Below are 25476 nucleotides of genomic sequence, written 5' to 3' on the forward strand. Positions count from 1 at the left end.
TTATATTTTTGGTGCCACCCTTCGGTCAAAATAAAGAAGATATGAACAACTCACCACGATTAACCCCAGCACGATCAGCACAGCACCCAATACAAACTCAATTTGCAGTGGTTCGCCGAGAATGGCGCCCCCCGCCAGGATGCCAAATACCGGCGTCATAAAGGTGAGAATGCCCAGCGAGGAAGCCTGATAACGGCGCAGCAGTGAAAACCAGATCAGGTAGCTGAAAAACGACACGATCAGCGTTTGGAACAGCAGGCTGCACCAGGCCACCGGGCTCAGGACGACGTGCAAATTGCCCGTCGCTATCGCCAGCAGCGACAGCAGCACGCAGGCGCCCGTCAATTGGAATAACAACGTCTGTTTGGCCGGGCACTCCGCCAGACGCGTGGTACGGATCATCAGGGTAGAACCGCCCCAGGCGATCCCCGCCAGCAGGCCATAGAAATCGCCTTTCAGCCGATCGGCTCCGCCACTTCCCTCAGCCATGCTCGATATGGCCAGCACCACGCCGCCAAAGGCGATGAGCATGCCTAGCCACTGCACCGGCGACAGACGCTCCTGAGGAAGGAGAAAATGCAGACCGAGGGCGGAAAATAGCGGCGCGGTGTACAAAAACACCGCCATATGCGAGGCGCTGGTGTAGCGCAGCCCTTCGGAGACAAAAAAGAACTCCAGCGCGAACAATGCCCCTACGCTCAAACCGGCGCTCAGCGTGGCGCGATCCCAGGTGAAACACTCGCCGCGGCAACGCGCCAACAGGTATACCCCCAGCGCGGCAAGGCCCGAGCGAATGGCAATTTGCAGCACCGCCGACACATCCTGCTCGGCGGCCTTGATCGCCACCTGCTGCATCCCCCAGATGGCGCAAAGCAGCACCATGGCGGCGGCGGCCCTGCCGTCAATACCGACTCTTGCATTCATAATAGAATTCTCGCCACCGTTGAAATAATCACAGGCCACCGTAGAATTATTCTTTATACACCACGATTTCCTGATAAAGTTTAATAACCTCACCATCGCTGTCGACGGAGTCGGTATATTCAGTTTGCTGCGCTAAATGAATCACCCGCCATCCTTTACGCGCCAATTCCGGGATCGTCAGGCGCCCCACGCCGCGGCAGGTAAACAGGGTATCGTCAGATAACCTGAGTTTACTAACCTCTGCATAATCATAAGCTTGAGAATGGCAGACGTGCGACTCCGCCGCCATCGCCGGTAATGAAAACAGCCCCACCAACAACATTAACAGATTTCTCATGGCGACCTCCCAATCGCTTATTCCTGCCGACCGATTACGCAGAAGAAGGCAAACGTTAATACGGCGGTGACAGGCTGAAATTAATTATCTCTTGCACGACTAAAATTACAGGCTGACGCCGATGACTGACAAATGAAAAATATAAACCTTGGCGTTAGATGAATTCATCCGAATCGAGAGACATAAATAATGGCGCTTTTCACCGCACGAAATGGTCAAAAACCGGCCAATAATTAGCAAGAAAAGTAATTATTTATCTCACCGTTTATGTTACAAATGCCGCCCGCCGCTAAAACACCAAAAAAACCGTCAAAATGCGTGAAAACGCAGCGTTCTGCGCAAAACATCGGCATGGCGGCGCTGATGGGGCGGTCATACATAAAACAGGGATAACACATGGCAATGAAATTGCGCGTAGTGACTCAAGCGGTGGCGCTGGGTCTGGCGATCGGCAGCGCGTCGTTCGCCGCTCAGGCAGAAATCACTCTGCTGAAGCAAGAACCACAGGCCGGCGATCCGCTCAGCCGCCTGAACTTTACCGTTGGCGGCAGCATCCGTCCGCAGTTCAACAACATGACGGGCGACGGTGACAAGGGCTCGTATAAGCGTAACGGCTTCGATGGCGGCACCCGTTTCCGTTTCGCAGCGGACTACTACCTGTTCGACGATATCAGCTGGATCAGCTACTACGAGCTGGGTGTGAACATTCCGGCGCTGTTTGACTGGGATCACCACTATGCCGACGGCGCGAGAAACACCAGCCGCCGTATGCTGTATACCGGCCTGAAAAGCAACACCTGGGGCCAGATGACCTTCGGTCAGCAAAACAGCGTTTACTATGACGTGGTTGGCGCCAAGACCGATATCTGGGACTACGACATGCTGGCCCAGGCACCGGGCAACGGCATCAACGGCGACTACGACGGCTCTTACCGTTCACGCAAAATGCTGAAGTACAAGAACCGCTTCGGCGATGCGGACGTTTACGCCTCGTACCTGTTCAGCGACAGCGACTACCTGCCGGGCAACGGCCTGCGTTATAAGCGCAAAGGCGGCGGCTCACTGGGCGTGGATTACCACATTACACAGGATCTGACCTGGGGTACCGCCTGGAACTACACCCGCGCCGAAATGCGCAACCCGTCCACCAGCGGCGGCAAGAGTTATGACCAGAACATTTTCGGTACCGCCATCAGCTGGAAACCGGACAACTGGACGCTCACCTTCGGCGGCGGTTACTACAACGACTTCCTGACCACCAAGAAAGCCGACGTCAACAATTACTTCGCCGGCGATGCGTGGGGTATCGAATACCTGGCCGGTTATACCGTGCCGGTGGGCCAGTACGCGGTGAAATCGGTGATGCCGTACTTCATGGGCGACCGCCTGGAATACATCAGCGGCCGCAACTACCAGCGCATCGACAACGGCCTCGGGGTTACCGTACAGTTTGACTACGGTTTCCGCGTTGACGTAGAGCACGTGCTGACATCGAGCACCGACAACCTCGGCGATATGACCGTGGTCCGTCTGCGCTACGATTTCTGATTGCTCAGAACGTAAAAAAGGCCGCACAAGCGGCCTTTTTCGTTGTTTGAAGCAGCGGTCAGAAGCCGCCGCGCGCCGAGCGCCCTACCGCTTCGCCCAGTTGCCATACCGCCATGGCGTAATGGGTGCTGTGGTTATAGCGGGTGATAGTGTAGAAGTTCGGCAGACCGTACCAATACTGGTAGCCGGTGCCGACGTCCAGCCGCAGCAGGCTGGCCTCTTGGTTATCCCCGAGTGAACCCTGCGGGCTCAGGCCGGCTTCAGCCAGTGCGGCGACCGAGTAGCGGGTCTTGAAGCCGTTTTCCAACCCCGGCGCCTGGCCGTTGGCCTGAATGGCGACCGGCTCGCCCTTGGACCAGCCGTGCGCCTTGAAGTAATTGGCCACGCTGCCGATGGCATCGACCGGATCCCACAGGTTGATATGCCCATCGCCGTTGAAGTCAACCGCGTAGCTTTTGAAGGAAGAAGGCATGAACTGCCCATAGCCCATCGCGCCGGCGAAGGAGCCGCGCAGCTCGAGCGGATCGTCACCTTCGGTGCGCGACATCAGCAGGAAGGTTTCCAACTCACCGGCGAAGTAATCTGCGCGGCGCGGGTAGTTGAAGGCCAGCGTCGCCAGCGCGTCGATAATGCGGGTTTTACCCATTACGCGGCCCCAGCGGGTCTCCACGCCAATAATCCCCACGATGATCTCCGGCGGCACGCCGTACACCTGCCAGGCGCGCTGCAGCGCATCCTGATATTGATTCCAGAACACCACGCCGTTTTGCACGTTATCCGGGGTGATGAACTTGTTGCGGTAGCGCAGCCAGGAACCGTTCGGCCCGGTTGGCCCCTGAGTAGACGGCGTCGGCGCCTGTCTGTCCATCAGCCGCAGCACCGAGTCCAATCGCCGAGCCTGCGCCAGCACGTCGTGCAGCTGCTGCCGGTCAAACCCGTGTTCCTGCACCATCTTATCGATAAAGCGCGCGGTATTCGGGTTATTGGCGAAATCCCCTCCCAGCGGCGCGCCGCTGTGCGCCGGGCTCAGCAAAAAGCCGCCCTTTACCGGGGTGCTCTGCGGCGTAGCGGTGGTACTGGGTTTCGGCGTGCTGCTACAGGCAGCAAGCAAGGTAATCAGCGGTAAAAGCGCAACCAGGTGACGCATCGGATATCCATAGCCATGCAAGAGATAAGTGGGAGTTATGTTAATGCATTGTTCAACGCGAACAAACAGGATTATGCCGCCAATGACCGCGTCAGGTGGCCAAACGTGCCAAATTGTGACGTTTTGCTCGGTGAAAGGACGCCCTGTGCGGCCGCGTGGAATCTCAACCGCGACTAAATGAGAAAAATTATCACCTTGACGCCCCCGTTTACCCCGCTAGAATGCCCGGCTGCTTGCCATCCGGCCTCCGCCGGGCGGCCAATGATGACGACAACGGACTGTGATGGAATCTCTCGGACAACTCACCAAAGACCTTTACCGCGGGCGCATCTCGCGCAAACCCTTTGTTTTCTCGCTGGCGATCTTCGCCGTTGGCATCGTGCTGCTGTCGTTTCTGTCGACCTATCTGGATAAAAACCATTTTCGCGCCCATGCGCACGGCGACACCGAGGAATTCGTCTCGGTGCTGCTGTATCTGTTGTGCATCATGGTGTGGGCGCTGTTCTGTTTTGGCCTGGTGGCGTGGTTTATGGCCAAAACCGCGTTTCGCCTTAATGATATCGGCCTGCCCGGTTGGGTGCTGGCCGTCACATGCTACGTTTGCTCGGTGCTCAACAACTACTCCCCCGGCCCGGTGGCGCGCTGGCTGCCGCTGTTCAGTCTGGCCGTCATGATCTGCGCCCTACTGTTGCCGCCCGACGGGCTGCGTCGCAAGCCGCGTGAACATGCCGATTGAGCGCCATTCCGCTCAAGGCTATGGCTATCCGCCGGCCGCGCCGTCACAATAGCGCCTCATTCAGGTTTCAATCAGGGATTGCCATGTACAGCCACTACCCCGCCCATTACACCTTCGATAGCGACAGCGACGCCTGGCAGATCGGTTTCCACGACTTCCCCGAGTGGCAATCTGCCTGCTATAAACGCGAAGACATCGAGCTGGAAGCGCAGGAAAGCCTGCTGGCCGCCATCGCCGCCGCGATGGATGAAGGTCTGCCTCTGCCCGCCCCTTCTCCTGCGCAAACCGATGACTTGAAAGTACACCTGCCGGCGCTGGTGGCGCTGAAGATCGAACTGCACAATGCCATGCTACGCAAAAACACCGGCAAAGCGGCGCTGGCGCGCAAGCTGGGATTCAACGGCGGGCAAATGGAGCGGTTGCTGGATATCGGCTACGCCTCGAAGGTTGAAGCGCTGGAGCAGGCGTTGTATCTGCTGGGCTACGAAGTGCGCGTGACGATAAGCGAAGTTTGCCAATGAGTTAGCGCTAAGTTAGCGAAATATTCGTCAACAGGACTAAATTTTCCCCGTTTTGCGCCGATATGATGGCTACCTAATCACTTGTCGCAACAACGAAGGCTAAAAATGGAGTGGAGTCGCCGTCATATTTGGGCCGTTATTCTGCTGTCTTGTCTCGTTTTTTGGGTCATTTTGGCGACCGGCATCAACGCCGTCGCCTGAGCGCCCGCCGCTGCATTGCTTCATCCCCTATTTAACAGCCCGCCACGGCGGGCTAGTTCCTGTCGCCCGCCCATAAAAAGCGTTATAAAACAGCGCGCCATGTTCAAAAAACAGCCGAAAATTGTGATCAAAAACACAGTATTGAAATCAGACCAGTATTGAGAGTACATTAGCGCCGATCCTGTCGCGGTTCGGATTTTACCTCACGGAGCATGAGGCGCGACAACCGGACAGCCCGCGCTCGAGGACGTTGTTCTTTCGCTTGGAAGAATCCGCCCGACAAGCAGGCTGCCCATAAAATACTCAGCACAACAATCGGGATCATTGCTGGCGAGGACTCCAGACAGGAGTTGTTCAGTGAAATATTTTTTGATGGGCGTGTCATTCATGCTGGTTGCCTGGGTTGGCACCTTCATGTTGATGGTTGCCTGACGGTAGCCAGACCAGGAACACAGCCAAAGGGACGCGCAAGCGTCCCTTTGTCGTTTCTGTTAACGATCATTTGCCCGGCATCATGCGGCGCAAGGTGTCGTCCTTACGCAGGTAGTGATGAAACAGCGCCGCCAACGCATGTGCGCCAATGATAAAGTAGCCGATATTCGCCAGCGTCTCATGAACCGTTTTGACCAGCCTGCGCATCACCGGATCCGGCGTCACCCACTGCGGCATCGGCCAGCCCAGCAAAGACCACGATTTCCCGCCGTAGGCCAGGGTTAACATGCCCAGCAACGGCAACATCAGGAAGACCACGTACAGCAGCCAATGGAAGATCTTGGCGCCCACTTCCTGCCATTCCTCCAGCGGCGGCGTGGTCGGCGGCGTCGCGTGGAAAGCGCGCACCGCCAACCGAATCAGCATCAGGGCAAAAACCGAAGCCCCAAAATTAAAGTGCAGATTTTTGACCATCGGCGCCCACGCTTCCGGCACCGAGTCTTTCAGCAACATCGCCGCATAGGTGAGGATCACCATCAGCAAAGTCAGCCAATGTAAAACGATTTGCGATCGCGCGTAGCGGTTGCTCATACACTCTATCCAAAAAATAAAATTCAGCGTAATTGAGCATAATGGGGAAATGATGAAGAAAACCTTGGGACGGAAAAAATAAGGCCGGGCGAACGCCCGGCCTGACAGGATTATTTGGCGCTGCCGGCCTTGCCCGGTTTCAGCAGCCCGTCCGCGCGGAACATCGCCTTGATGCCACGCACCGCCTGGCGGATACGGTCCTGGTTCTCGATCAGCGCGAAACGCACGTGGGTATCGCCGTAGTCGCCGAAGCCGATGCCCGGCGAGACGCAGACCTTGGCTTCCGCCAGCAGGCGTTTGGCAAACTCCAGCGAACCGAGGTGGGCATAAGGCTCGGGAATTTTCGCCCACACGTACATCGACGCCTTCGGGTTTTCCACCATCCAGCCCGCCTCATGCAGCCCCTTCACCAACACGTTGCGGCGCTGCCGATACTGCTCGGCGATATCGCGCACGCACTGCTGATCGCCTTCCAGCGCGGCGATGGCCGCCACCTGCAGCGGCGTAAAGGTCCCGTAGTCGTGATAGCTCTTGATGCGCGCCAGCGCGCTGACCAGTTCGGGATTGCCGACCATGAACCCGATGCGCCAGCCGGCCATGTTATAGCTTTTCGACAGGGTGAAGAACTCCACCGCGATGTCTTTCGCCCCCGGCACCTGCATGATCGACGGCGCTTTCCAGCCGTCATAAACGATATCGGCATAGGCCAGATCGTGGATCACCAGCACGTTGTACTGTTTGGCCAGCGCCACCACCCGCTCGAAGAAATCCAGCTCCACGCACTGCGCGGTCGGGTTGGACGGGAAGCCGAGGATCATCATTTTCGGGCGCGGAATGGTTTCCCGAATGGCGCGCTCCAGCTCACCGAAGAAATCCACACCGTCCACCAGCGGCACCGAGCGCACCTGGGCGCCGGCGATCACCGCGCCGTAAATGTGGATCGGGTAGCTGGGGTTCGGCACCAGTACCGTATCACCGTGATCAAGGGTCGCCAGCATCAGGTGCGCCAGCCCCTCTTTCGAACCGATAGTGACGATGGCTTCGCTTTCCGGATCGATATCCACCTGATAACGATCGGCATACCAGCGCGAAATGGCGCGGCGCAGGCGTGGAATGCCGCGCGAGGTAGAGTAACCGTGGGTATCGTCGCGCTGGGCGACGGCGCACAGTTTTTCCACGATGTGCGGCGGCGTCGGGCCGTCGGGGTTCCCCATGCTGAAATCGATAATATCCTCACCGCGACGGCGTGCGGCCATCTTCAGTTCGGCGGTGATGTTGAATACGTAAGGGGGAAGGCGTTCAATGCGCGTAAAACGGCGCTGTGGACTGTTATCAGCCATAGGGGATTCCTCGATAGACGTTAGCGCCCGGACCGTCCGAGCGACGCTGGCCAGCGAACTGACCGAATATCGAACATAGCGCAGCGCCGACGAGCTTGTCGATACCTGGCGCGATATTTTTATTTGCCGCCCTGAAACTCCGCCGCCAACAGCCCGAACAGCCAGTCATCGCACCACTGATCCGCCAGACGGTAGTTGTCGCGCAGCGTGCCTTCCAGCTGAAAACCGCACGACTCCAGCAGGCCACGCGAGGCGAGATTGCCCACGGTCACGGTGGCGGTCAATTTGTGAAAACCGCAGGCGTTCACCGCAAAATCCAGCACTGCCCGTAGCGACTCCTTGCCATAGCCCTTGCCCTGGCCGGAAGGCAAACTCCCGTATCCCACTTCCGCCTGCCGATACGGCGCCCAGTGCGGACGAAAGCCGGTAATGCCCACCGCCTCTCCGCTGTGCTTCTCACGCATCACCAGACACAACCACTGCTCGCCGTGTTTGTCCCAGGCCGGCAGCCGCTCTTCGAACCGTGCGCGGATCTCCGCTTCGCTGCGCGGATCGGAGATGTAACGGATCACCTCGGGATCTTGGTACAGGCGCAGAAACAGCGGCCAATCCTCGACGGTTATCGACTGTAAGTGCAGACGTTCAGTGACCAGCTTCATAAAATCTCCGAAAAACGAAAAAGAGGAACTTACGAATGAAAGATATCTCTTTATTTTCCCCGATTGGTTGCCGATAATCATTCACGTTAAAACCACAAAACCTTAACGTCTTGCCCGATTCCCTACAACTGCCCGCCGCCGTTATCCACGCGGCACCAGGAGAACACCATGGCCTCTTTAGTCATCGACGATATTCCGCAGACGATCGTTAACGTCAAGCGCCAGCTGCGCCAGGCATTACCGAACTACCGCGACGTCTTTCTAGCGCTGGAAGAGAACATCCGCGGCCAGGTCGAACAGATCCGCCGCGAGCTGGCCGCCGGCCATAATCCGGTGCCGCAGATCGACGCAGAAGATATCCTGCAGCAGCGCGTCAGCGAGCAGCAAATAGCGCTGATCAAACAGCGCGGCGCCTGCGCCATTCGCGGCGTGTTCCCCCGCGCCAAGGCCGAAGGCTGGAACCGGGAAATCGGCGACTACCTTGAGCGCAACAACTTCGTCGAACGGTTGAAAAACGCCGCCGAAGACAACTATTTCGGCAAGTTGGCCGCCAGCAAGCCGCAGATTTACGGCATCTATTGGTCAAAACCGCAGGTTGAAGCGCGGCAGGATGCGCGCATGCATGCGGTGCAGGTGTTCCTCAACAGCCTGTGGGCCACCGAGAGCAACGGCAAACAGCATTTCGATCCGACCCGCGTCGCCACCTACGCCGATCGCACCCGCCGCCGCCCGCCGAACTCCTCGTCGCTGGGCCTGTCACCGCACGTCGACAGCGGCACCATTGAGCGCTGGCTGGACGAAAACTTCCGCTATGTCTATCGCCACGTTTTCTCCGGCGACTGGCAGCAGTACGATCCCTTCGCCGCCGACGGCCGCACCGAAGTGCGTGAAATAGCCTCCCCGGCGGTCTGCTCGATGTTCCGCACCTTCCAGGGTTGGACGGCGCTGACGCCGCAGCGCACCAACGCCGGCACGCTGAACCTGGTGCCGATCGCCAACGCCATGGCCTATGTGTTGCTGCGCGCGCTGCAGGACGACGTCGCCGACGACGATCTGTGCGATGCGGCACCGGGCCGCGCGCTGTCGATCTCGGAAAAGTGGCATCCCCTTTTATTAAGTGGGATTTCCCCCATTCCCGATCTGGAGCCGGGCGACACGGTCTTTTGGCACTGCGATGTGATCCACGCGGTGGAGAACGAGCATAACGGCGAGTTCGACAGCAACGTGATGTACATCGCTGCCGCGCCGGGCTGCGAGAAAAACGACGCCTATCTGCAGCGCCAGCTGCCGAGCTTTATCGACGGCAGAACGCCGCCAGACTTCGCCCCTGACGACTTCGAGGTGGATTTCGACGGCCGCGCCACCGTCGACCTGCTGACGCCACTGGGCAAAGCGCAGCTCGGCATGGGCTAATCCCCCGCCCGTGGCGCACGCCACGGGCCCCTTTCGCTGTGGTATACTGCCGCCATCCGTAGGCCGCAGCGAGAACCCGTCGTGCACCCTTTTTTTGAAATGCTGTTGGCGGTGTTTGATCGCGCCGCGCTGATGTTGATCTGTCTGTTTTTCCTGACCCGCACCCGGCTGTTCCGCCAACTGCTGCAAAAAGAAGACCATACGCCGCTCGAGCTCGGCATCGTCACGGCGATCTTCTCGCTGTTCGCGCTGTTCAGCACCTACTCCGGCATCAACGTCGAAGGATCGCTGGTTAACGTGCGCGTCATCGCCATCATGGCCGGCGGCATCCTGTTCGGCCCCTGGGTGGGGATCGTCACCGGCATCGTCGCCGGCGTGCACCGCTATCTGATCGATATCGGCGGCATCACGTCGGTGCCCTGTCTTATCACCAGCATCATCGCCGGCATCAGCGCCGGTTACATCAACCTCAGGGTGAAAAAAGAGCAGCGCTGGCGTGCCGGCATCGTCGGCGGCATGCTGTGCGAATCCCTCACCATGCTGCTGATCGTGCTGTGGGCCAAGCCGACCGAGCTTGGGCTGGACATCGTGTCGCAGATCGCCCTGCCGATGATCCTCGGCACGGTGTGCATCGGCCTGATCGTGCTGCTGGTGCAGAGCGTCGAGGATGAGAAAGAAGTGATCGCCGCGCGCCAGGCTAAGCTGGCGCTGGATATCGCCCACAAGACGCTGCCCTATTTCCGCAACATCAACAGCGAATCGCTGGCCACCATCTGCGATATCATCCGCCAGGACATCCGCGCCGACGCGGTAGCGATCACCGATACCCATCAGGTGCTGGCCTACGTCGGCGTAGGGCGCGAAGCCTACCCGATCGGCCGCGAAGGGCTGAGCCGCGTCACCCGCGAAAGCATTCGCCACGGCAAAATCATCATCAAGAACAACCTGGAAAACCCGGCGGCGCCGCAGATCCATTCGCAGCTGGTGGTGCCGCTGTGGGAAAAAGGCGAAGTGACCGGCGCGCTAAAAATCTACTACTGCCACGCCCACCAGATCACCAACACGCTGAAGGTGATGGCGGTCGGGCTGTCGCAGATCATCTCCACGCAGATGGAAGTGTCCCGCATCGAGCACCTGCGCCAGATGGCGGACAAGGCCGAAATGCGCGCGCTGCAGAGCAAGATTAACCCGCACTTCCTGTTCAACGCGCTGAACGCCATCTCTTCCTCTATTCGCCTGAATCCGGACACCGCGCGCCAGCTGATCATTAACCTGTCGCGCTACCTGCGCTACAACCTGGAGCTGAACGACGAACTGATCGATATCCGCAAGGAGTTACATCAGATTCAGGACTATATCGCCATCGAACAGGCCCGCTTCGGCGCCAAGCTGACGGTGATCTACGACATCGACGACGATGTCTCGGTGCGCATTCCGAGCCTGCTGATCCAGCCGCTGGTGGAGAACGCCATCGTGCACGGCATCCAGCCCTGTAAGGGGAAAGGGGTGGTGGTGATCGCGGTGAAAGATCAGGGCGACCGGGTGAAGATTTCGGTGAAGGATACCGGCCACGGCATCAACCAGGAAACCATCGATCGGGTGGCGCGCAACGAAATGCCGGGCCACAATATCGGCCTGCTCAACGTGCATCACCGCGTGTCGCTGCTGTACGGTGAAGGGCTGCATATCCGCCGCCTGGAGCCGGGCACCGAAATCGCGTTCTACATCAGCAAAAACGGCGGCAAGCTGCATCAGGAGCCGAGCGCGCCGCCGGTCGGGGAGGCCTCATGAAAGCCATCATCGTGGAAGACGAATTCCTCGCGCAGGAAGAACTCAGCTACCTGATCAAGAAACACAGCAATATCGATATCGTCGCCACCTTCGAGGATGGCCTCGACGTCCTCAAATACCTGCAGACTCACCAGGTCGACGCCATTTTCCTCGATATCAACATCCCGTCGCTGGACGGCGTGTTGCTGGCGCAAAACATCAGTAAATTCGCGCATCGCCCGTCGATCGTGTTCATCACCGCCTATAAAGAGCACGCGGTGGAAGCGTTCGAGATCGAAGCGTTCGACTATATCCTCAAGCCCTATCACGAGGCGCGCATCGTCACCATGCTGCAAAAGCTGGAGGCGCTGCACCATCGCCCCGCCGGCGCGACGGAGCCGGCCAGCGCGCCGAGCCGCGGCAGCCATAGCATCAACCTGATCAAAGACGAGCGGATCATCGTTACCGACATCAACGACATCTATTACGCCGCCGCCGATGAAAAGGTGACGCGGGTCTATACCCGCCGGGAAGAGTTCGTGATGCCGATGAACATCACCGAGTTTTACGGCCGGCTGCCGGAAGAACATTTCTTCCGCTGCCATCGCTCTTACTGCGTTAACCTGGCGAAGATCCGCGAGATCGTCCCCTGGTTCAACAATACCTACATTCTGCGGCTGAGCGATCTCGAGTTTGAAGTGCCGGTCAGCCGCAGCAAGGTGAAAGAGTTCCGCAAGCTGATGCGCCTGTAAGCGCTTACCAGCGCGGGCCCGGACGGTAGTAATAGCCGGGCGGCGGCGGTGGCGGCATGCGGTAATGCGGCCGATCTCGCCAGTCGCGCCGCGGTGGCCCGTAGTAAATCACCCGTGGCGGCGGGCCGTAATAGTACCCGCGCGGGCGTTCATACCGGTGATGATCGGCCCACCAACGCGGATCGCGCCAGCGATAGCCGTCCCAGTAGTGGCCGCGATTATCGCGATCGCCGATATGTAACGACAGGCCCGGCACGTTCACGCCGATGGACACGTCGGCCTGGCTCGCCAGCGGCAGCGCCAGCAGCGCGGCCAGTAACAACAGCGTTTTTTTCATTTCATGGACTCCTGCAGAGCGGACCTCGTCCGATCGCAGATAACATAGTCCCGCGCTCATCGCCGCTCTATAGGCGCAATGCCGATTTACGCCTTTCAGACGCATCCTTCACAATTTCACCACAATCGTTCACCGCCGATTAACAATAAATCGTTGATATCTTTGATGTAGATCACGTGTCACCCCCGGCATTTCACGCGCTTTTCGGCGCAAAAACGGCAACTCACGCCGCATAACATGCATTTCATTCCTTCCGTCGTGCAACTCATTCCCGATCCGCCGCCCGCCGGGGGTGCCGGCCATATAATAAGCCCATACCGCGGGAACACAGATTCACCCCGCAAATTTCAGCCAACGGCTCACGCCCGGCAACGCACACACAGGAAGGAGACCGGCCATGAACACCAAACCGGCAAATCGCAGCTTAATCGTTCTCGGCACCATCATCTGTCAGATGGGTCTGGGCACCATCTACACCTGGAGCCTGTTCAACCAGCCGCTGGTCGACAAGTTCCACTGGGGGCTGGCAGACGTCGCCACCACCTTCTCCATCACCAGCTTCTTCCTGGCCTTCGCCACGCTGTTCGCCGGCAAGCTGCAAGAACGCTTCGGCATCCGCAATCTGACGCTGTGTTCCGGCATCCTGGTCGGCCTGGGTCTCATCGCCAGCGCCCACGTCAGCTCGCTTGACATGATTTACCTGCTGGCCGGCGTGGTGGTGGGCTTTGCGGTCGGTATCGCCTACATCTCCACCCTGTCCAACCTGATTAAGTGGTTCCCCGCCAACAAAGGCCTGATTTCCGGCATCTCCGTCGGCGCCTTCGGCAGCGGTAGCCTGCTGTTCAAATACGTCAACGCCGCCCTGATCGCCGACGTCGGCGTTTCCGGTGCCTTCTTCTACTGGGGTGCCATCGTGATGGGCCTGATCGTCGTCGGCTCCCTGCTGCTGAAAGAGCCGGTGCTGGCGACCAACGCCGCACAACCAGGCGCCAACGGTCTGGGTAACGACTACAGCGTGCGTCAGATGCTGGCCACCAAAGAAGCCTACCTGCTGTTCACCATCTTCTTCGCTGCCTGCATGAGCGGTCTGTATCTGATTGGCATCGTGAAAGACATGGGCGTTCAACTGGCCGGGATGGACTTGGCCACCGCCGCCAACACCGTGTCCGCCGTCGCCATCTTCAACACCGCCGGCCGCATCATCCTGGGTACGCTGTCCGATAAAGTGGGCCGCATGCGCGTCATCAGCTTCACCATGCTGGTTACCGTGCTGGCGATTGTCGCCCTGAGCTTCATGACTCTGAACCACACGCTGTTCTTCATCTGCGTCGGCGCGGTGGCCTTCTGCTTCGGCGGCAACATCACCGTGTTCCCGGCGATTGTCGGCGACTTCTTCGGCCTGAAAAACCACAGCAAGAACTACGGCATCATCTACCAGGGCTTCGGCCTGGGCGCGCTGGCCGGTTCGTTCGTCGCCAAATACTTCGGCGGCTTCCACGCCACCTTTATGGTGATTGGCGTCCTGTCCGCCGCTTCTCTGCTGATTACGCTGTTCATCAAAGCGCCGAAGGCGGTGGCAGCGGAAACGGCAGAAACCGCCCAAACGGCGGAGCTGGCCAAAGCCTGATACCCCACGAAAAAGACAAGGGGCGCAACCTGTGGGTTGCGCCCCTTTTTTTATCGTGCCGCCGCGTTGCTTACAGCTGCATGCCCAGCGTCTGGCGCAGATGCGCGCCGGCTCCCAGCAGGCCCGGTTGGCCATGGGTTATCATGAACACCGGAATGTCTCGCACATAGTCACGGAAACGCCCTTTGTCTTCGAAAGCGGCGCGGAAGCCCGAGGCCTTGAAGAATTCCATAAAGCGCGGCACGATGCCGCCGGCGATGTACACGCCGCCAAAGGTGCCCAGATTCAGCGCCAGGTTGCCGCCGAAGCGCCCCATGATCACGCAAAACAGCGACAGCGCACGGCGGCAGTCGATGCAGCTGTCGGCCAGCGCCCGCTCGGTAATGTCCTTCGGCTCCAGTTTCTCCGGCAGGCGGTTGTCCGCCTTGACGATGGCGCGATACAGGTTGACCAGGCCCGGCCCGGACAGCACGCGCTCGGCGGAAACGTGCCCCACTTCACCGCGCAGCACCTCCAGAATAATGTCTTCTTCTTCGCTGTTCGGGGCGAAATCGACATGGCCGCCCTCGCCCGGCAGGCTGACCCAGCGGCGATCGACCTGCACCAGGTGGGCAACACCCAGCCCGGTGCCGGCGCCGTACACCGCGATCGGTTTGCCCGGCTGCGCATCGCCGCCGCCAAACTGCAGCACGTCGTCCGGCGAGAGCATCGGGATCGCCATCGAGACGGCGGTGAAATCGTTGATCACTTCCAGATGACTCAACCCCAGGTTGGCCTTCATTTCTTTGATAGAGAACGCCCAGCTGTGGTTGGTCATCGCGACCCAGTCTTCCGTCACCGGGCAGGCGATCGCGATACAGGCGTCCTGCACCTCGATATCGCACGCTTTCAGGTAGTGGCGGATCACCGCCTCCAGGCTGTCGAACTCCAGGCCGGAATAGGTTTTCGCCTGGGTAATCTCACCCGTCGCAACAGTGCACAACGCCAGGCGGGCATTGGTGCCGCCAACATCACCCACGAGGGCATAGGTCATTGATTTCGTCTCCGCAAAATGAAAAATAAAAAGCTGCCCACACTGTAAAATCCTGCTGCGAAAACAACAATCACCCGCCTCGGATCTGCGCCCCAATAGCGATCCGGATCACAAAAAACGTTTCAGCTTGCCCGTGATGCCGCGATTTGAAACAAATTGCGGCAAAAAACGCGCCGCCGCGACTGTTAACCGTCATCGACGCCGGGCAATATCAATGCGTGCCTGCTCGCCGATAGTCTGGCAAGCTGTGGCCACTGCCCAACCACCCGCTCTCCCTGCCCTGCATGGAGGCATCGACAAGGGATTATCCATGCTGCATCCGCGCGCCAATGCCATGTTGGCCTTTGCTTTGCCTGCGCTGATTATCGGTTCCGCCTCCAGTCTGGTGCTGCTATTGATGATGAAAGTCGCCGCTACGCTGCAGCAATGGCTGTGGGTGACGCTGCCCGACGCGCTGAGCCTGGATGCCCAGGCACCCTGGTGGCAGCTCGGCATGCTGACGCTGACCGGCGTGGCGGTCGGCCTGATCGCGCGCTACATGCCGGGCCACGCCGGGCCGGATCCGGCGACGGAATCGCTGATCGGCATGCCTCTGCCGCTCTCCGCCCTGCCGGGGCTGGGATTGGCGCTGATCGTCGGCCTGGCCGGCGGCGTCAGCCTGGGGCCGGAAAACCCGATCACCGCCATCAATATCGCGCTGGTGGCGGCGGCGGGGGCGCGCCTGCTGCCGAAGGTGCCGCGCATGGACTGGATCATCCTGGCGGCTGCGGGCACCATCGGCGCGATGTTCGGCACACCGGTCGCCGCCGCGCTGATCTTCTCGCAAACCCTGGCGGGCAATAACGAAACGCCGCTGTGGGATCGGCTGTTTGCCCCGCTGGTCGCCGCCGCCGCCGGCGCGGTCACCACCCAGATGTTCTTCGTGCCCAACTTCGCCCTGCAGCTCGACGCCTACGACGTGACGCGGCTGCCGGACATCTTCAGCGGCGCCATCGTGGCGCTGATCGCCATCGCGCTCGGCATGGTGGCGCTGTGGTGCTTCCCGCACGTTCACCGCCTGTTCCATTCGATGAAGAACCCGGTGTTGATGTTAGGGCTGGGGGGCTTTGTGCTGGGCCTGCTGGCGCTGGTGGGCGGAGAGATTACCCTGTTCAAAGGGCTGGATGAAATGAAGCGCCTCGCGCAAGACGATGGCTATTCGGTGCCGGCGCTGTTGACCATTACCCTGACCAAGCTGGCGGCGCTGGTGATCGCCGCCGCCTGTGGCTTTCGCGGCGGGCGCATCTTCCCGGCGGTGTTCGTCGGCGTGGCACTGGGGCTGATGCTGCATCAGCACGTTCCCGCAGTGCCGGCGGCGATCACCGTCTCCTGCGCCATCATGGGGCTGGTGCTGGTGGTCACGCGCGACGGCTGGCTCAGCCTGTTCATGGCGGTGGCGGTGGTGCCGGATCTGCACCTGCTGCCGGTGCTGTGCATCGTGATGCTGCCCGCCTGGCTGGCGCTGGCGGGCAAACCGCTGATGCTGGTGAATCGCCGGCAGCCGCCGCACGACGATTAGGCCAACGCGAACGCCGCGGCGGCGCGGGCGTGGATCGCGGTGGTGTCGAACACCGGCACCGACGCATCACGCTCGCTCACCAGCAAACCTATTTCGGTGCAGCCGAAAATAATCCCCTGCGCGCCCTGCTGCTCCAGATCGCTGATGATCCGGCGATACTCATCGCGCGAGGCGTCGCGAATTTTACCCAGGCACAGTTCGTCATAGATGATGCGGTGTACGATGTCGCGATCGGCGCTGACCGGCGTCACCACGTCGATGCCGTGCAATTCCTGCAGGCGGCCGCGATAGAAGGTCTGCTCCATGGTAAAGCGCGTGCCCAGCAGCCCGACGCGGCGAATGTTTTTTTCCCGCACCTGCAGCGCCGTGGCATCGGCGATGTGAATCAGCGGCAGGCCGCTGGCCTGCTCGACCGCCTCCGCCACCTTGTGCATGGTGTTGGTGCAGATCACGATAGCTTCGGCGCCGGCGGCGCGCAAAGCCACTGCGGCGGCGGCCAGCAGCCGGCCGGCACCGTCCCAATCGCCCTGGTGCTGCAAGCGTTCAACCTCCTGAAAATCGACGCTGTAGAGCACGATTTTGGCCGAATGCAGCCCGCCGAGGCGTGCCTTTACCTGCTCGTTAATAGTGCGGTAATAAGGAATGGTGGATTCCCAGCTCATGCCACCCAGCAAGCCCAACACTTTCATCATTCGTTCCTCAGCATTTCCGACGATCCTCTGACCTTACCTGAGAATCGCCGGGCTGACGACGCCTTATTTGGCGCCGGAATTGATCGGCTGGCGCGCTTCGAACCAGCGCTGGCGCAGCGTGTCGTACAGCCAGTTATAGGCCATGGTGTACGGCAGGAAGAACAGGAAGAAACCGATTTCCAGCATAAACGCCTGCGCCCAGGAGATGCTCAGCATCCAGGCGGCGATCGGCACGCCGATCAGGATAAAACCGGCTTCAAAGCCGACGGCGTGCAGCGCACGCACTTTCAGGTTACGCACCACCCGGCTGACCGGCCACAGGCGGTCGAACACCGTGTTGTAAACCATGTTCCACAGCATCGCGACGGTGGAGAGCATCACCGCCAACGCACCGACCTGCACCATTGAGCGGTTCAGCAGCCATGCGCCCAGCGGGGCGCAAACCATCACGGCGATGGCCTCGAAACCGACGGCGTGGACGATACGTTCAATGAGAGACTTGTTTTGCAGTTGCATACATCACCTTTTTTCAACAGTTGTTGCGAAAGCCAGGTGATTATCATCGCTTTTTCGGGTAGGTTAAAAATAGATTCCATCGATAAAGTAGATAGGTTATGCACTATTCTCCGGAAGCGCTGCATGCGTTTGTCGAAGCCGCCGCCCTCGGCTCGTTTTCCGCCGCCGCGCGCAAGCTGCGCAAAAGCCAATCCACCGTCAGCACTGCCATCGCCAATCTGGAGGCCGATCTGGCGCTGACGCTGTTCGATCGCAGCGCGCGCCAGCCGGTGCTCACCGCCGCTGGCCGCAAGGTACTGGGGCATGTGCAGGCGATCCTCGCGGCCAGCGAACGGCTCGACGCCCTGAGCATTCAGCTGGCGGGCGAGGTTGAACCGCGCCTGAGCATGGTGTTTTCCGATACCTACCAGCCCAAGCATCACGATCGGTTGATGCAGCTGTTCGAACAGCGCTACCCGGAGATTGAGCTGGAATGGATGATCGCCGAAGAAGGCGACGTTATCGATCTGCTGCAAAGCGGCCGCGCGCACTTGGGCATGGTGGAAGTGCAAAAAAGTTATCCGCCGGATATCGCCTTCTCCCGGCTGCCTGAACAGACCGAAATGGGGCTGTTCGTCGCCCATCAGCACCCGCTGGCCCAGGTCGCCGCGCCAACGCCGGAGCAGCTGTCCAGCATCCGCCAGCTGATCCTGAATACCTACACCGGCGCCGAAGCGGCCAGACAGGGTGGCCTGGTCTGGTCGGCGCCCAGCTATCTGCTGTTGCTGGAGATGGCGGAACAGGGGTTCGGTTGGGCGGTACTGCCGCACTGGCTGGTGCAACAATACGGCCACGGCAAACTCACCCAGCTGCGGCCGCGCGGCTGGCCAAAACTGATTTCGGTGGATGCGGTCTGGTCCAAACTGACCCCGCCGGGCCCGGCGGGGTTCTGGATGCTGGATCGCCTGCTGGGCGATACCCTGCCTTAAGCGGCGGCGTTGCGTGCCTGAATGGCGCGTGAGACGGCATCGAGCAGTTCCGGCATGTCCATCTTCGGCAGCATCACTTCGATGAAGGCCAGCCGATCGTCGTCCGCTACCTCGCGCAGCGCCTGGCGCAATCCGTCCGGATCGCTGACCCGCAACGCCTTCACCGGCCGCTCGCCGGCCAGCGCCGGCGGCAGCTGCGTCCAGTTCCAGCGCGCGATGTCGTTGTAACGTTGCTCCGGCCCGTGGATCGCACGCTCGATCGTGTAACCCTGATTATTCAGCACGAAGATCACCGGCTTAAGCCCGTCGCGCAGCATCGATCCCAGTTCCTGTACGGTCAGCTGCGCAGCGCCGTCGCCGATCAGCAATATTGCCCGCCGCTGCGGTTCAGCGGTCTGTACGCCGAACGTCGCCGGCAGGGTATAGCCGATCGATCCCCAGAGCGCCTGCACGATCAGGCGGCAGCCACGCGGCAACGTCAACGCCGCCGCGCCGAAACAGGCAGTGCCCTGATCGGCCAGCACGATATCCCCGGGCCGCAGGAAATCCTGTATCTGCCGCCAGAAGGCGTGCTGATCCAGCCCTTCCCCATCGGTTTCCGGCAGCGTCGGGCGGACGATCGGCGGCAACGGCCAGCGTGACGCCAGCGACAGGCTCAGGCGGTGCAGCGCCTGCACCGCCTCGCGCATCGGAATGCGGCTAAAGCGCTGCCGCCCGACCCAGGCTTCGAACGGTTGAATGTCGATGCATTTTTCCACCGGCAAATGATGCGTGAAACCGGCGGTAATGGTGTCGGTCAAACGCACGCCGACGTTGATCACCACATCGGCGTTTTCGATAAGCTGTTTCACCGCCGGATCGCTGGCGCCGCCGCAGTAGGTCCCGACAAACCCGGCTCGGTTCTCATCCAGCACGCCTTTGCCGAGCAGCAGCGTAGCGTGCGGAATGTCGACCGCCTGCAGCCACTCGTCCAGCGCCGCTTCGGCGCCGAAGCGATCGGCCAGAAAGTCCGCCAGCAGCGATACCCGCCGCGCCGGCAGCAGCTTTTCGCGCGCTGCGGCGATAAATGCCTGCAATGCGCTGCGCGACAGTTTGGCCTGACGCAGCATCAGCGGCGCCGGTTTGGCCGACAGCGGCGCTTGTGCGACGTCGCTGGGCAACATCAGGTAAACTGGGCGATGTTCCAGCAAGGCGACGCCGATCAGGCGGTCTATCTCCACGGCGGCGTTGTCGGCGGTCAGGTCGGCCTGCGCGACGGTCACCTCTTTGGCTATCCGCGCGAAGTGGGTAAAGTCGCCATCCCCCAGCGAATGGTGCAGCAAATCACCGGCGCGCTGGGCGCGCTGCGCCGGCGTGCCGACCACGTGGATCACCGGCAGGTATTCGGCGTAGCTGCCGGCCACCCCGTTCAACGCGCTTAGCTCGCCGACGCCAAACGTGGTGAGCAGCGCGGCCGCCGGTTTGCAGCGCGCGTAGCCATCGGCGGCGTAGGCGGCGTTCAATTCGTTGGCGCAGCCTACCCAGGTGATTTGCGGATGAGCGAGAACATGATCAAGAAATTGCAGGTTGTAATCCCCCGGCACGCCGAAGAAATGACGGATGCCGATTTGGGCCAGACGATCGAGAAGATAATCGGCCACCGTATAGGTCTGAGTCATGATCATCACCTGTCTGCAGCTGGAGCGATTATCTTAATTATCGAAGATGCCGTTCAAATTTCGAACAAACGCTCCGGCATCGAACGGCAACCTGGCGTTACATGCCGGCGCTGTGATCGCTCCCCCGGCAGCGTGGTGTGGAAACGTATACACTCAAAGCACTTCACCTCTCGCCGACAAGGATAACTATGTCCTACCAAGCCTCCCCTACGCGTTATCAAGATATGGAATACCGGCGCTGTGGCCGCAGCGGGCTGAAGCTGCCCGCCGTCTCGCTCGGGCTGTGGCACAACTTCGGCGACGCCACGCTGTACGACAACGCCCGCGGCCTGATCCGCTGCGCCTTCGATCGCGGCATTACCCATTTCGATCTGGCCAATAACTACGGCCCGCCGCCCGGCGCCGCCGAGGAGAACTTTGGCCGCATTCTCAACGCCGATCTGCGGGCCTGGCGCGATGAGCTGATCGTCTCATCCAAAGCCGGTTACACCATGTGGCCCGGCCCCTACGGCGATTGGGGCTCGAAAAAGTACCTGGTCGCCAGCCTCGATCAGAGCCTGAAGCGCATGGGATTGGAGTATGTGGATATCTTTTACCACCACCGGCCGGATCCGGACACGCCGCTGGAAGAAACCATGGCGGCGCTGGATTTGTTGGTGCGCCAGGGCAAAGCGCTGTATGTCGGCCTGTCCAACTACCCGGCCGAGCGCGCGCGACAGGCGTTCGACATTCTGCAGCGGCTCGGTACGCCGTGCGTGATCCACCAGCCCAAGTATTCGATGTTGGAACGCACGCCGGAGGCGGAATTGCTGAATACGCTGGCGGAGCATGGCGTCGGCTCGATCGCCTTCTCGCCGCTGGCGGGCGGCCTGCTGACCGACCGCTACCTGCACGGCGTCCCGCAAGATTCCCGCGCCGCCAGCGGCAGCCGCTTCCTGCAGCCGGAGCAGTTGACCGACGAGCGGCTGGACAAGGTGCGCCGCCTCGATGCGCTGGCGCGGCAACGCGGGCAGAAGCTGTCGCAGATGGCGCTGGCCTGGGTGCTGCGCGGCAATCGCGTTACCTCGGTGCTGATCGGCGCCAGTAAGAATGCGCAGATAGAAGACGCGGTGGGCATGCTGGCCAATCGTCACTTCAGTGAAGAAGAGCTCGCGCAGATCGAGAAAATCTTATTGTAATCGTTTACAAATTCCGCCGCTCAATCGAGCGGCGAGACTCCAGAAAAATCTCAAATCTTGGCCTCCCGCACCGTTTTCAGAGTGGCTCTCAGATTCAACCCTATGCGCTGGCGCTATGATGCCGATATTGCAGCAAAATAACGATAAGGCCGCTTTTTTAAACTGATGAACGCGCTTCATAAAGTGACAAACGGCCAAGCCGCGCAAGCGGGAAGGAGAAGCCATGTTTAAACCTCTGCTCTTGGCCGCCATCTTGGCGGCGACGGTACTGCCCGCCGCACAGCAAGCACACGCCGAAGGGATCAGCATCGATCTGATGCCGGGCGTTTCACTGCGCATCGGCGATCAGGACAATCGCGGCCGTTACTGGGATGGTTACGACTGGCGCGATCGCGACTGGTGGCAAGGCCATCAGGGGCGCTATCTCGGCGACCGCAGCCGTCGCGGTTACTACTGGGACGGCTATCGCTGGCGCGACCGCGACTACTGGCGCAAACACTATTACTATCATGAAGGGCGCTATCGTAAATACGACAAGCATTACGATAAGCACCATTGGAAGAAAGAGAAAAAGCACCACCACGATCATGACCGCGATCGCTGGCGCCGCCACGGCGATGACGACCGCGATTAACGACGACGGGCCGGCGTAATGCCGGCCCGCGCTATTTTCGCCTACAGCACGCTGCCGATCAGCAGGTAGCCGTTCAATCCCACCACCACCAGTACGATCAGCTTGCCCAGGTTTTGCACCAGCGGGCCGTTGACCATTTCCCCCATCAGCGCCCGATTACCGGTGAAAGCCAGCAGCGGCACCAGCGCCAGCGCAATGCCGAAGCTGAGCAGCACCTGGCTCAGCACCAGAATGCGCGTGGCGTCCATTCCCAGCATGATGACGATAAACGACGGCAGCATGGTCACCGCGCGACGCACCCACAGCGGGATATGGAAATGCACGAACCCCTGCATCACCACCTGCCCCGCCAGCGTGCCCACCACGGTGGAAGAAAGACCGGCGGCCACCAGGCTCAGGCCAAACACGGTGGCGGCGGCGTGCCCGAGCAGCGGTTGCAGCGTCAGATAGGCCACGTCGAGATCGGCGATGCCGCTGTGGCCGCTGAAATGAAACGCGGCGGCGGCAGTGGCCATCATCGCCAGGTTGACGAAACCGGCGATGGTCATGGCGACGGCGACGTCGACTTTGGTGGCGGCATAGCGCTCCGCCTTATCGTGCTCACCGCCGACTTGGGTAAGCGACGAATGCAGGTAGATCACGTGCGGCATAATGGTGGCGCCCAATACCCCGGCGGCCAGAAATACCGCATCGCCGTTGGGCAGATCGGGCAGCGCCATCCCCTTCAGCAGCGGCGCAAGCTGCGGCTGAGAGAATGCCAGCTCGACGATGTAAGCGGCGGCGACGAACAGCAGCAGGCCGCCAATCACCCGCTCCAGCGGCTTTTGCCCGCGTTTTTGCAGCATCAAAATTAAAAAGGTGGCGATCCCGGTCAGCACCGCGCCCTGCAACAGGGAAATCCCGAGCAGCAGCTTGAAGCCGATCGCCGCGCCGATAAACTCGGCCAGGTCGGTCGCCATGGCGATGATCTCCGCCTGCACCCAATAGGCCCACACCGCCGGCCGCGGAAAGCGATCGCGAATGTGCTCGGCCAGGTTTTTTCCGGTGGCGATGCCCAGCTTGGCAGACAACAGTTGGATCAGCATCGCCATCACGTTGGCCCAGACCACGACCCACAGCAGGCTGTAGCCGAACGAGGCGCCGGCCTGGATGTTGGTGGCGAAGTTACCGGGATCGATATAGCCGATAGCGGCGATGAAGGCGGGCCCCATCAGCGAGAGTTTGATTTTTCTGGCGGAGCGACCGGGGGTGGTTTCAACCACGCGACTGTTCAGCATATGTTGAACCCTTACTGAAATTACGTTTATCTCCACTCTATATAAATGATAATAATTATCAAGCGCATTTAGAGCGGTAAAACTTATCTCTGTAATAGCCAACATTAATGGTTTTATCGAAGGGTCCGACACCAAGCATGCCGATTTCCGTGCTTTTGGGATGGGATTTTAGCTGCAATACCCCTGAAAGACAGGTTAGCACAAGAATACGAATTTCCTATCTCTGCGTTAACATCTTGATTTTTATGCTTTTGCGCAACACTTTAGGAGAATTCCCGCTATGATTTTCCATATTTGCAATAGAAGTCTCGTTTTTAAACGTAGCGTTACATAAAATGACAGCCGAAATTCAGCCTGCCTCAAATTTGGAGCAAACATGTCCCATATTGCGCACTTTGCGTTGGCGATAGTAGTGGTGGCGATCCTGGCCCTGTTGGTGTGCCGCGATCGTAAAAGCATCCGCATTCGCTATGTTATTCAATTACTGGTTATCGAAGTACTGCTGGCCTACTTTTTCCTGCATTCGGAAGCGGGTTTGGGCTTCGTAAAAGGATTCGCCGCGCTGTTTGACAAACTGCTCGGGTTTGCGGGACAAGGGACTGATTTCGTGTTCGGCGGCATGGGCGACAAAGGCCTGGCGTTCTTCTTCCTGAAGGTGCTGTGCCCGATCGTCTTCATTTCGGCGCTGATCGGTATTCTGCAGTACATCAAAGTGCTGCCTTTCATCATCCGCATTATCGGTACCGTGCTGTCGAAAGTGAACGGCATGGGCAAGCTGGAGTCGTTCAACGCCGTCAGCTCGCTGATCCTGGGCCAATCCGAAAACTTCATCGCCTACAAGGATATCCTGGGCAAGATGTCGGAAAAGCGCATGTACACCATGGCGGCAACCGCGATGTCTACGGTGTCCATGTCTATCGTCGGCGCCTACATGACCATGCTGGACGCCAAGTTCGTGGTGGCGGCACTGGTATTGAACATGTTCAGCACCTTTATCGTGCTGTCGCTGGTCAACCCGTACGACACCAATAAAGAAGAAGAGCTGCATCTGGGCAATCTGCACGAAGGCCAGAGCTTCTTCGAAATGCTGGGTGAATACATCCTGGCCGGCTTCAAAGTAGCGATTATCGTCGCCGCGATGCTGATTGGTTTCATCGCCCTGATCGCCGCGCTCAATGGCGTATTCAGCGCTATCTTCGGCCTGAGCTTCCAGGAAATCCTCGGTTACTTCTTCTATCCGTTCGCCTGGATCATGGGCATTCCTAAACACGAAGCCCTGCAGGTCGGCAGCATCATGGCGACCAAGCTGGTTTCCAACGAATTCGTGGCCATGATGGAGCTGCAGAAAGTCTCTGCCGAGCTGTCGCCGCGCAGCCTGGGGATCCTGTCGGTGTTCCTGGTGTCCTTCGCCAACTTCTCTTCCATCGGCATCGTGGCCGGTGCGATCAAGGGCCTGAACGAACACCAGGGCAACGTGGTGTCGCGCTTTGGTCTGAAGCTGGTGTACGGCTCTACGCTGGTCAGCATCCTGTCCGCTTCCATCGCGGGTCTGGTGCTGGGCTAAGCCTCGAACCGACGACGATAACAAGGCGCCTGCGGGCGCCTTTTTTATTGCTTGGCATTCGGC

25 protein-coding genes are annotated in these 25476 nt (G+C 59.8%); 13 read left to right on the forward strand and 12 right to left on the reverse strand.

Annotated elements, in window-relative coordinates; genetic code table 11:
• Positions 1–924, reverse strand: coding sequence for a DMT family transporter (locus FOT55_RS23145; RefSeq protein WP_147824080.1), 924 nt, complete (start codon positions 922–924; stop codon positions 1–3).
• Between the two features lie 46 nt (positions 925–970).
• Complete coding sequence (locus FOT55_RS23150; protein ID WP_049200124.1) at positions 971–1261, reverse strand: hypothetical protein; 291 nt, start codon at positions 1259–1261, stop codon at positions 971–973.
• A gap of 396 nt (positions 1262–1657) precedes the next feature.
• Between FOT55_RS23150 and FOT55_RS23155 the strand changes: the two genes are divergently transcribed.
• Positions 1658–2809, forward strand: coding sequence for a porin (locus FOT55_RS23155; RefSeq protein ID WP_147824081.1), 1152 nt, complete (start codon positions 1658–1660; stop codon positions 2807–2809).
• A gap of 58 nt (positions 2810–2867) precedes the next feature.
• Here the strand turns inward: FOT55_RS23155 and mltB are convergent, their stop codons facing one another.
• Positions 2868–3956, reverse strand: coding sequence for a lytic murein transglycosylase B (gene mltB / locus FOT55_RS23160; protein ID WP_049203736.1), 1089 nt, complete (start codon positions 3954–3956; stop codon positions 2868–2870).
• Between the two features lie 283 nt (positions 3957–4239).
• Here mltB and FOT55_RS23165 point away from each other — a divergent pair, with 283 nt between their 5' ends.
• The 3 genes from FOT55_RS23165 (at position 4240) to ypdK (ending at position 5846) form a co-directional block, all read left to right on the forward strand.
• Positions 4240–4692: a DUF805 domain-containing protein gene (locus FOT55_RS23165; RefSeq protein ID WP_043140239.1), complete on the forward strand. Its 453-nt coding sequence runs from the start codon at positions 4240–4242 to the stop codon at positions 4690–4692.
• A gap of 83 nt (positions 4693–4775) precedes the next feature.
• Positions 4776–5213 carry a type II toxin-antitoxin system HicB family antitoxin gene (locus tag FOT55_RS23170; protein WP_025303746.1) on the forward strand — a complete coding sequence of 146 codons (438 nt, stop codon included), beginning with the start codon at positions 4776–4778 and terminating at the stop codon, positions 5211–5213.
• Positions 5214–5771: 558 nt separating this feature from the next.
• Positions 5772–5846, forward strand: coding sequence for a membrane protein YpdK (gene ypdK, locus FOT55_RS23175; protein WP_099782600.1), 75 nt, complete (start codon positions 5772–5774; stop codon positions 5844–5846).
• Positions 5847–5912: 66 nt separating this feature from the next.
• On the opposite strand, the gene FOT55_RS23180 is transcribed toward ypdK, so the two are convergent.
• From FOT55_RS23180 to FOT55_RS23190, 3 genes are all read right to left on the reverse strand, one after another.
• Positions 5913–6437: a cytochrome b gene (locus FOT55_RS23180; RefSeq protein WP_060433767.1), complete on the reverse strand. Its 525-nt coding sequence runs from the start codon at positions 6435–6437 to the stop codon at positions 5913–5915.
• 110 nt (positions 6438–6547) lie between these two features.
• Complete coding sequence (gene alaC, locus FOT55_RS23185) at positions 6548–7777, reverse strand: alanine transaminase (RefSeq protein ID WP_016926818.1); 1230 nt, start codon at positions 7775–7777, stop codon at positions 6548–6550.
• Positions 7778–7896: 119 nt separating this feature from the next.
• Complete coding sequence (locus tag FOT55_RS23190; RefSeq protein ID WP_141998610.1) at positions 7897–8436, reverse strand: GNAT family N-acetyltransferase; 540 nt, start codon at positions 8434–8436, stop codon at positions 7897–7899.
• A gap of 168 nt (positions 8437–8604) precedes the next feature.
• On the opposite strand from FOT55_RS23190, the gene FOT55_RS23195 reads away from it, so the two are divergent.
• The 3 genes from FOT55_RS23195 (at position 8605) to FOT55_RS23205 (ending at position 12371) form a co-directional block, all read left to right on the forward strand.
• Positions 8605–9849, forward strand: a complete 1245-nt coding sequence (locus FOT55_RS23195; protein WP_049203742.1) for a DUF1479 domain-containing protein — start codon at positions 8605–8607, stop codon at positions 9847–9849.
• Between the two features lie 99 nt (positions 9850–9948).
• Complete coding sequence (locus FOT55_RS23200; RefSeq protein ID WP_147824234.1) at positions 9949–11640, forward strand: sensor histidine kinase; 1692 nt, start codon at positions 9949–9951, stop codon at positions 11638–11640.
• A complete protein-coding gene (locus FOT55_RS23205) occupies positions 11637–12371 on the forward strand; it encodes a LytR/AlgR family response regulator transcription factor (protein ID WP_025303751.1) in 735 nt (244 codons plus the stop codon). The genes FOT55_RS23200 and FOT55_RS23205 overlap by 4 nt, the downstream gene beginning before the upstream one ends.
• Positions 12372–12375: 4 nt before the next feature.
• Here the strand turns inward: FOT55_RS23205 and FOT55_RS23210 are convergent, their stop codons facing one another.
• Entirely contained in the window at positions 12376–12708 is a 333-nt protein-coding gene (locus FOT55_RS23210) for a DUF2502 domain-containing protein (protein ID WP_025303752.1), read from the reverse strand.
• A gap of 397 nt (positions 12709–13105) precedes the next feature.
• On the opposite strand from FOT55_RS23210, the gene FOT55_RS23215 reads away from it, so the two are divergent.
• On the forward strand, positions 13106–14335 hold the full coding sequence (locus tag FOT55_RS23215) for an L-lactate MFS transporter (protein WP_060433775.1): 1230 nt from the start codon (positions 13106–13108) through the stop codon (positions 14333–14335).
• A 70-nt stretch (positions 14336–14405) separates the two neighbouring features.
• On the opposite strand, the gene glk is transcribed toward FOT55_RS23215, so the two are convergent.
• On the reverse strand, positions 14406–15368 hold the full coding sequence (glk, locus tag FOT55_RS23220; RefSeq protein ID WP_025303754.1) for a glucokinase: 963 nt from the start codon (positions 15366–15368) through the stop codon (positions 14406–14408).
• Positions 15369–15678: 310 nt separating this feature from the next.
• Between glk and FOT55_RS23225 the strand changes: the two genes are divergently transcribed.
• Positions 15679–16926, forward strand: coding sequence for an ion channel protein (locus FOT55_RS23225; protein ID WP_147824082.1), 1248 nt, complete (start codon positions 15679–15681; stop codon positions 16924–16926).
• Here FOT55_RS23225 and FOT55_RS23230 read toward each other — a convergent pair.
• Positions 16923–17615, reverse strand: coding sequence for an aspartate/glutamate racemase family protein (locus FOT55_RS23230; RefSeq protein WP_019453821.1), 693 nt, complete (start codon positions 17613–17615; stop codon positions 16923–16925). The genes FOT55_RS23225 and FOT55_RS23230 overlap by 4 nt on opposite strands.
• Positions 17616–17681: 66 nt before the next feature.
• On the reverse strand, positions 17682–18134 hold the full coding sequence (locus FOT55_RS23235) for a multidrug/biocide efflux PACE transporter (protein WP_016926809.1): 453 nt from the start codon (positions 18132–18134) through the stop codon (positions 17682–17684).
• A 98-nt stretch (positions 18135–18232) separates the two neighbouring features.
• Between FOT55_RS23235 and FOT55_RS23240 the strand changes: the two genes are divergently transcribed.
• Positions 18233–19102 carry a LysR family transcriptional regulator gene (locus tag FOT55_RS23240; protein WP_060419900.1) on the forward strand — a complete coding sequence of 290 codons (870 nt, stop codon included), beginning with the start codon at positions 18233–18235 and terminating at the stop codon, positions 19100–19102.
• On the opposite strand, the gene FOT55_RS23245 is transcribed toward FOT55_RS23240, so the two are convergent.
• Positions 19099–20760 (reverse strand): alpha-keto acid decarboxylase family protein, encoded by a 1662-nt coding sequence (locus FOT55_RS23245; RefSeq protein ID WP_147824083.1) that lies wholly within the window; start codon positions 20758–20760, stop codon positions 19099–19101. The genes FOT55_RS23240 and FOT55_RS23245 overlap by 4 nt on opposite strands.
• A 188-nt stretch (positions 20761–20948) precedes the next feature.
• Here FOT55_RS23245 and mgrA point away from each other — a divergent pair, with 188 nt between their 5' ends.
• Together mgrA and FOT55_RS23255 are read left to right on the forward strand one after the other, a co-directional pair.
• Positions 20949–21938, forward strand: coding sequence for an L-glyceraldehyde 3-phosphate reductase (gene mgrA / locus FOT55_RS23250; protein ID WP_147824084.1), 990 nt, complete (start codon positions 20949–20951; stop codon positions 21936–21938).
• A 223-nt stretch (positions 21939–22161) separates the two neighbouring features.
• Positions 22162–22572, forward strand: a complete 411-nt coding sequence (locus FOT55_RS23255; protein ID WP_025303761.1) for a DUF2502 domain-containing protein — start codon at positions 22162–22164, stop codon at positions 22570–22572.
• 41 nt (positions 22573–22613) lie between these two features.
• On the opposite strand, the gene FOT55_RS23260 is transcribed toward FOT55_RS23255, so the two are convergent.
• On the reverse strand, positions 22614–23849 hold the full coding sequence (locus FOT55_RS23260) for an Nramp family divalent metal transporter (RefSeq protein WP_060447973.1): 1236 nt from the start codon (positions 23847–23849) through the stop codon (positions 22614–22616).
• A gap of 376 nt (positions 23850–24225) precedes the next feature.
• On the opposite strand from FOT55_RS23260, the gene FOT55_RS23265 reads away from it, so the two are divergent.
• Positions 24226–25413, forward strand: a complete 1188-nt coding sequence (locus tag FOT55_RS23265; RefSeq protein ID WP_004936373.1) for a NupC/NupG family nucleoside CNT transporter — start codon at positions 24226–24228, stop codon at positions 25411–25413.
• Positions 25414–25476: the final 63 nt, after the last annotated feature.

The organism is Serratia bockelmannii, from assembly GCF_008011855.1.
Lineage (GTDB): Bacteria > Pseudomonadota > Gammaproteobacteria > Enterobacterales > Enterobacteriaceae > Serratia > Serratia bockelmannii.

Bases quoted from the DNA above. Each gene is read 5' to 3' on its own strand.
- FOT55_RS23145 (WP_147824080.1), bottom strand. From the start codon at position 924: ATGAATGCAAGAGTCGGTATTGACGGCAGGGCCGCCGCCGCCATGGTG.
- FOT55_RS23150 (WP_049200124.1), bottom strand. From the start codon at position 1,261: ATGAGAAATCTGTTAATGTTGTTGGTGGGGCTGTTTTCATTACCGGCG.
- FOT55_RS23155 (WP_147824081.1), top strand. From the start codon at position 1,658: ATGGCAATGAAATTGCGCGTAGTGACTCAAGCGGTGGCGCTGGGTCTG.
- mltB (WP_049203736.1), bottom strand. From the start codon at position 3,956: ATGCGTCACCTGGTTGCGCTTTTACCGCTGATTACCTTGCTTGCTGCC.
- FOT55_RS23165 (WP_043140239.1), top strand. From the start codon at position 4,240: ATGGAATCTCTCGGACAACTCACCAAAGACCTTTACCGCGGGCGCATC.
- FOT55_RS23170 (WP_025303746.1), top strand. From the start codon at position 4,776: ATGTACAGCCACTACCCCGCCCATTACACCTTCGATAGCGACAGCGAC.
- FOT55_RS23180 (WP_060433767.1), bottom strand. From the start codon at position 6,437: ATGAGCAACCGCTACGCGCGATCGCAAATCGTTTTACATTGGCTGACT.
- alaC (WP_016926818.1), bottom strand. From the start codon at position 7,777: ATGGCTGATAACAGTCCACAGCGCCGTTTTACGCGCATTGAACGCCTT.
- FOT55_RS23190 (WP_141998610.1), bottom strand. From the start codon at position 8,436: ATGAAGCTGGTCACTGAACGTCTGCACTTACAGTCGATAACCGTCGAG.
- FOT55_RS23195 (WP_049203742.1), top strand. From the start codon at position 8,605: ATGGCCTCTTTAGTCATCGACGATATTCCGCAGACGATCGTTAACGTC.
- FOT55_RS23200 (WP_147824234.1), top strand. From the start codon at position 9,949: ATGCTGTTGGCGGTGTTTGATCGCGCCGCGCTGATGTTGATCTGTCTG.
- FOT55_RS23205 (WP_025303751.1), top strand. From the start codon at position 11,637: ATGAAAGCCATCATCGTGGAAGACGAATTCCTCGCGCAGGAAGAACTC.
- FOT55_RS23210 (WP_025303752.1), bottom strand. From the start codon at position 12,708: ATGAAAAAAACGCTGTTGTTACTGGCCGCGCTGCTGGCGCTGCCGCTG.
- FOT55_RS23215 (WP_060433775.1), top strand. From the start codon at position 13,106: ATGAACACCAAACCGGCAAATCGCAGCTTAATCGTTCTCGGCACCATC.
- glk (WP_025303754.1), bottom strand. From the start codon at position 15,368: ATGACCTATGCCCTCGTGGGTGATGTTGGCGGCACCAATGCCCGCCTG.
- FOT55_RS23225 (WP_147824082.1), top strand. From the start codon at position 15,679: ATGCTGCATCCGCGCGCCAATGCCATGTTGGCCTTTGCTTTGCCTGCG.
- FOT55_RS23230 (WP_019453821.1), bottom strand. From the start codon at position 17,615: ATGAAAGTGTTGGGCTTGCTGGGTGGCATGAGCTGGGAATCCACCATT.
- FOT55_RS23235 (WP_016926809.1), bottom strand. From the start codon at position 18,134: ATGCAACTGCAAAACAAGTCTCTCATTGAACGTATCGTCCACGCCGTC.
- FOT55_RS23240 (WP_060419900.1), top strand. From the start codon at position 18,233: ATGCACTATTCTCCGGAAGCGCTGCATGCGTTTGTCGAAGCCGCCGCC.
- FOT55_RS23245 (WP_147824083.1), bottom strand. From the start codon at position 20,760: ATGACTCAGACCTATACGGTGGCCGATTATCTTCTCGATCGTCTGGCC.
- mgrA (WP_147824084.1), top strand. From the start codon at position 20,949: ATGTCCTACCAAGCCTCCCCTACGCGTTATCAAGATATGGAATACCGG.
- FOT55_RS23255 (WP_025303761.1), top strand. From the start codon at position 22,162: ATGTTTAAACCTCTGCTCTTGGCCGCCATCTTGGCGGCGACGGTACTG.
- FOT55_RS23260 (WP_060447973.1), bottom strand. From the start codon at position 23,849: ATGCTGAACAGTCGCGTGGTTGAAACCACCCCCGGTCGCTCCGCCAGA.
- FOT55_RS23265 (WP_004936373.1), top strand. From the start codon at position 24,226: ATGTCCCATATTGCGCACTTTGCGTTGGCGATAGTAGTGGTGGCGATC.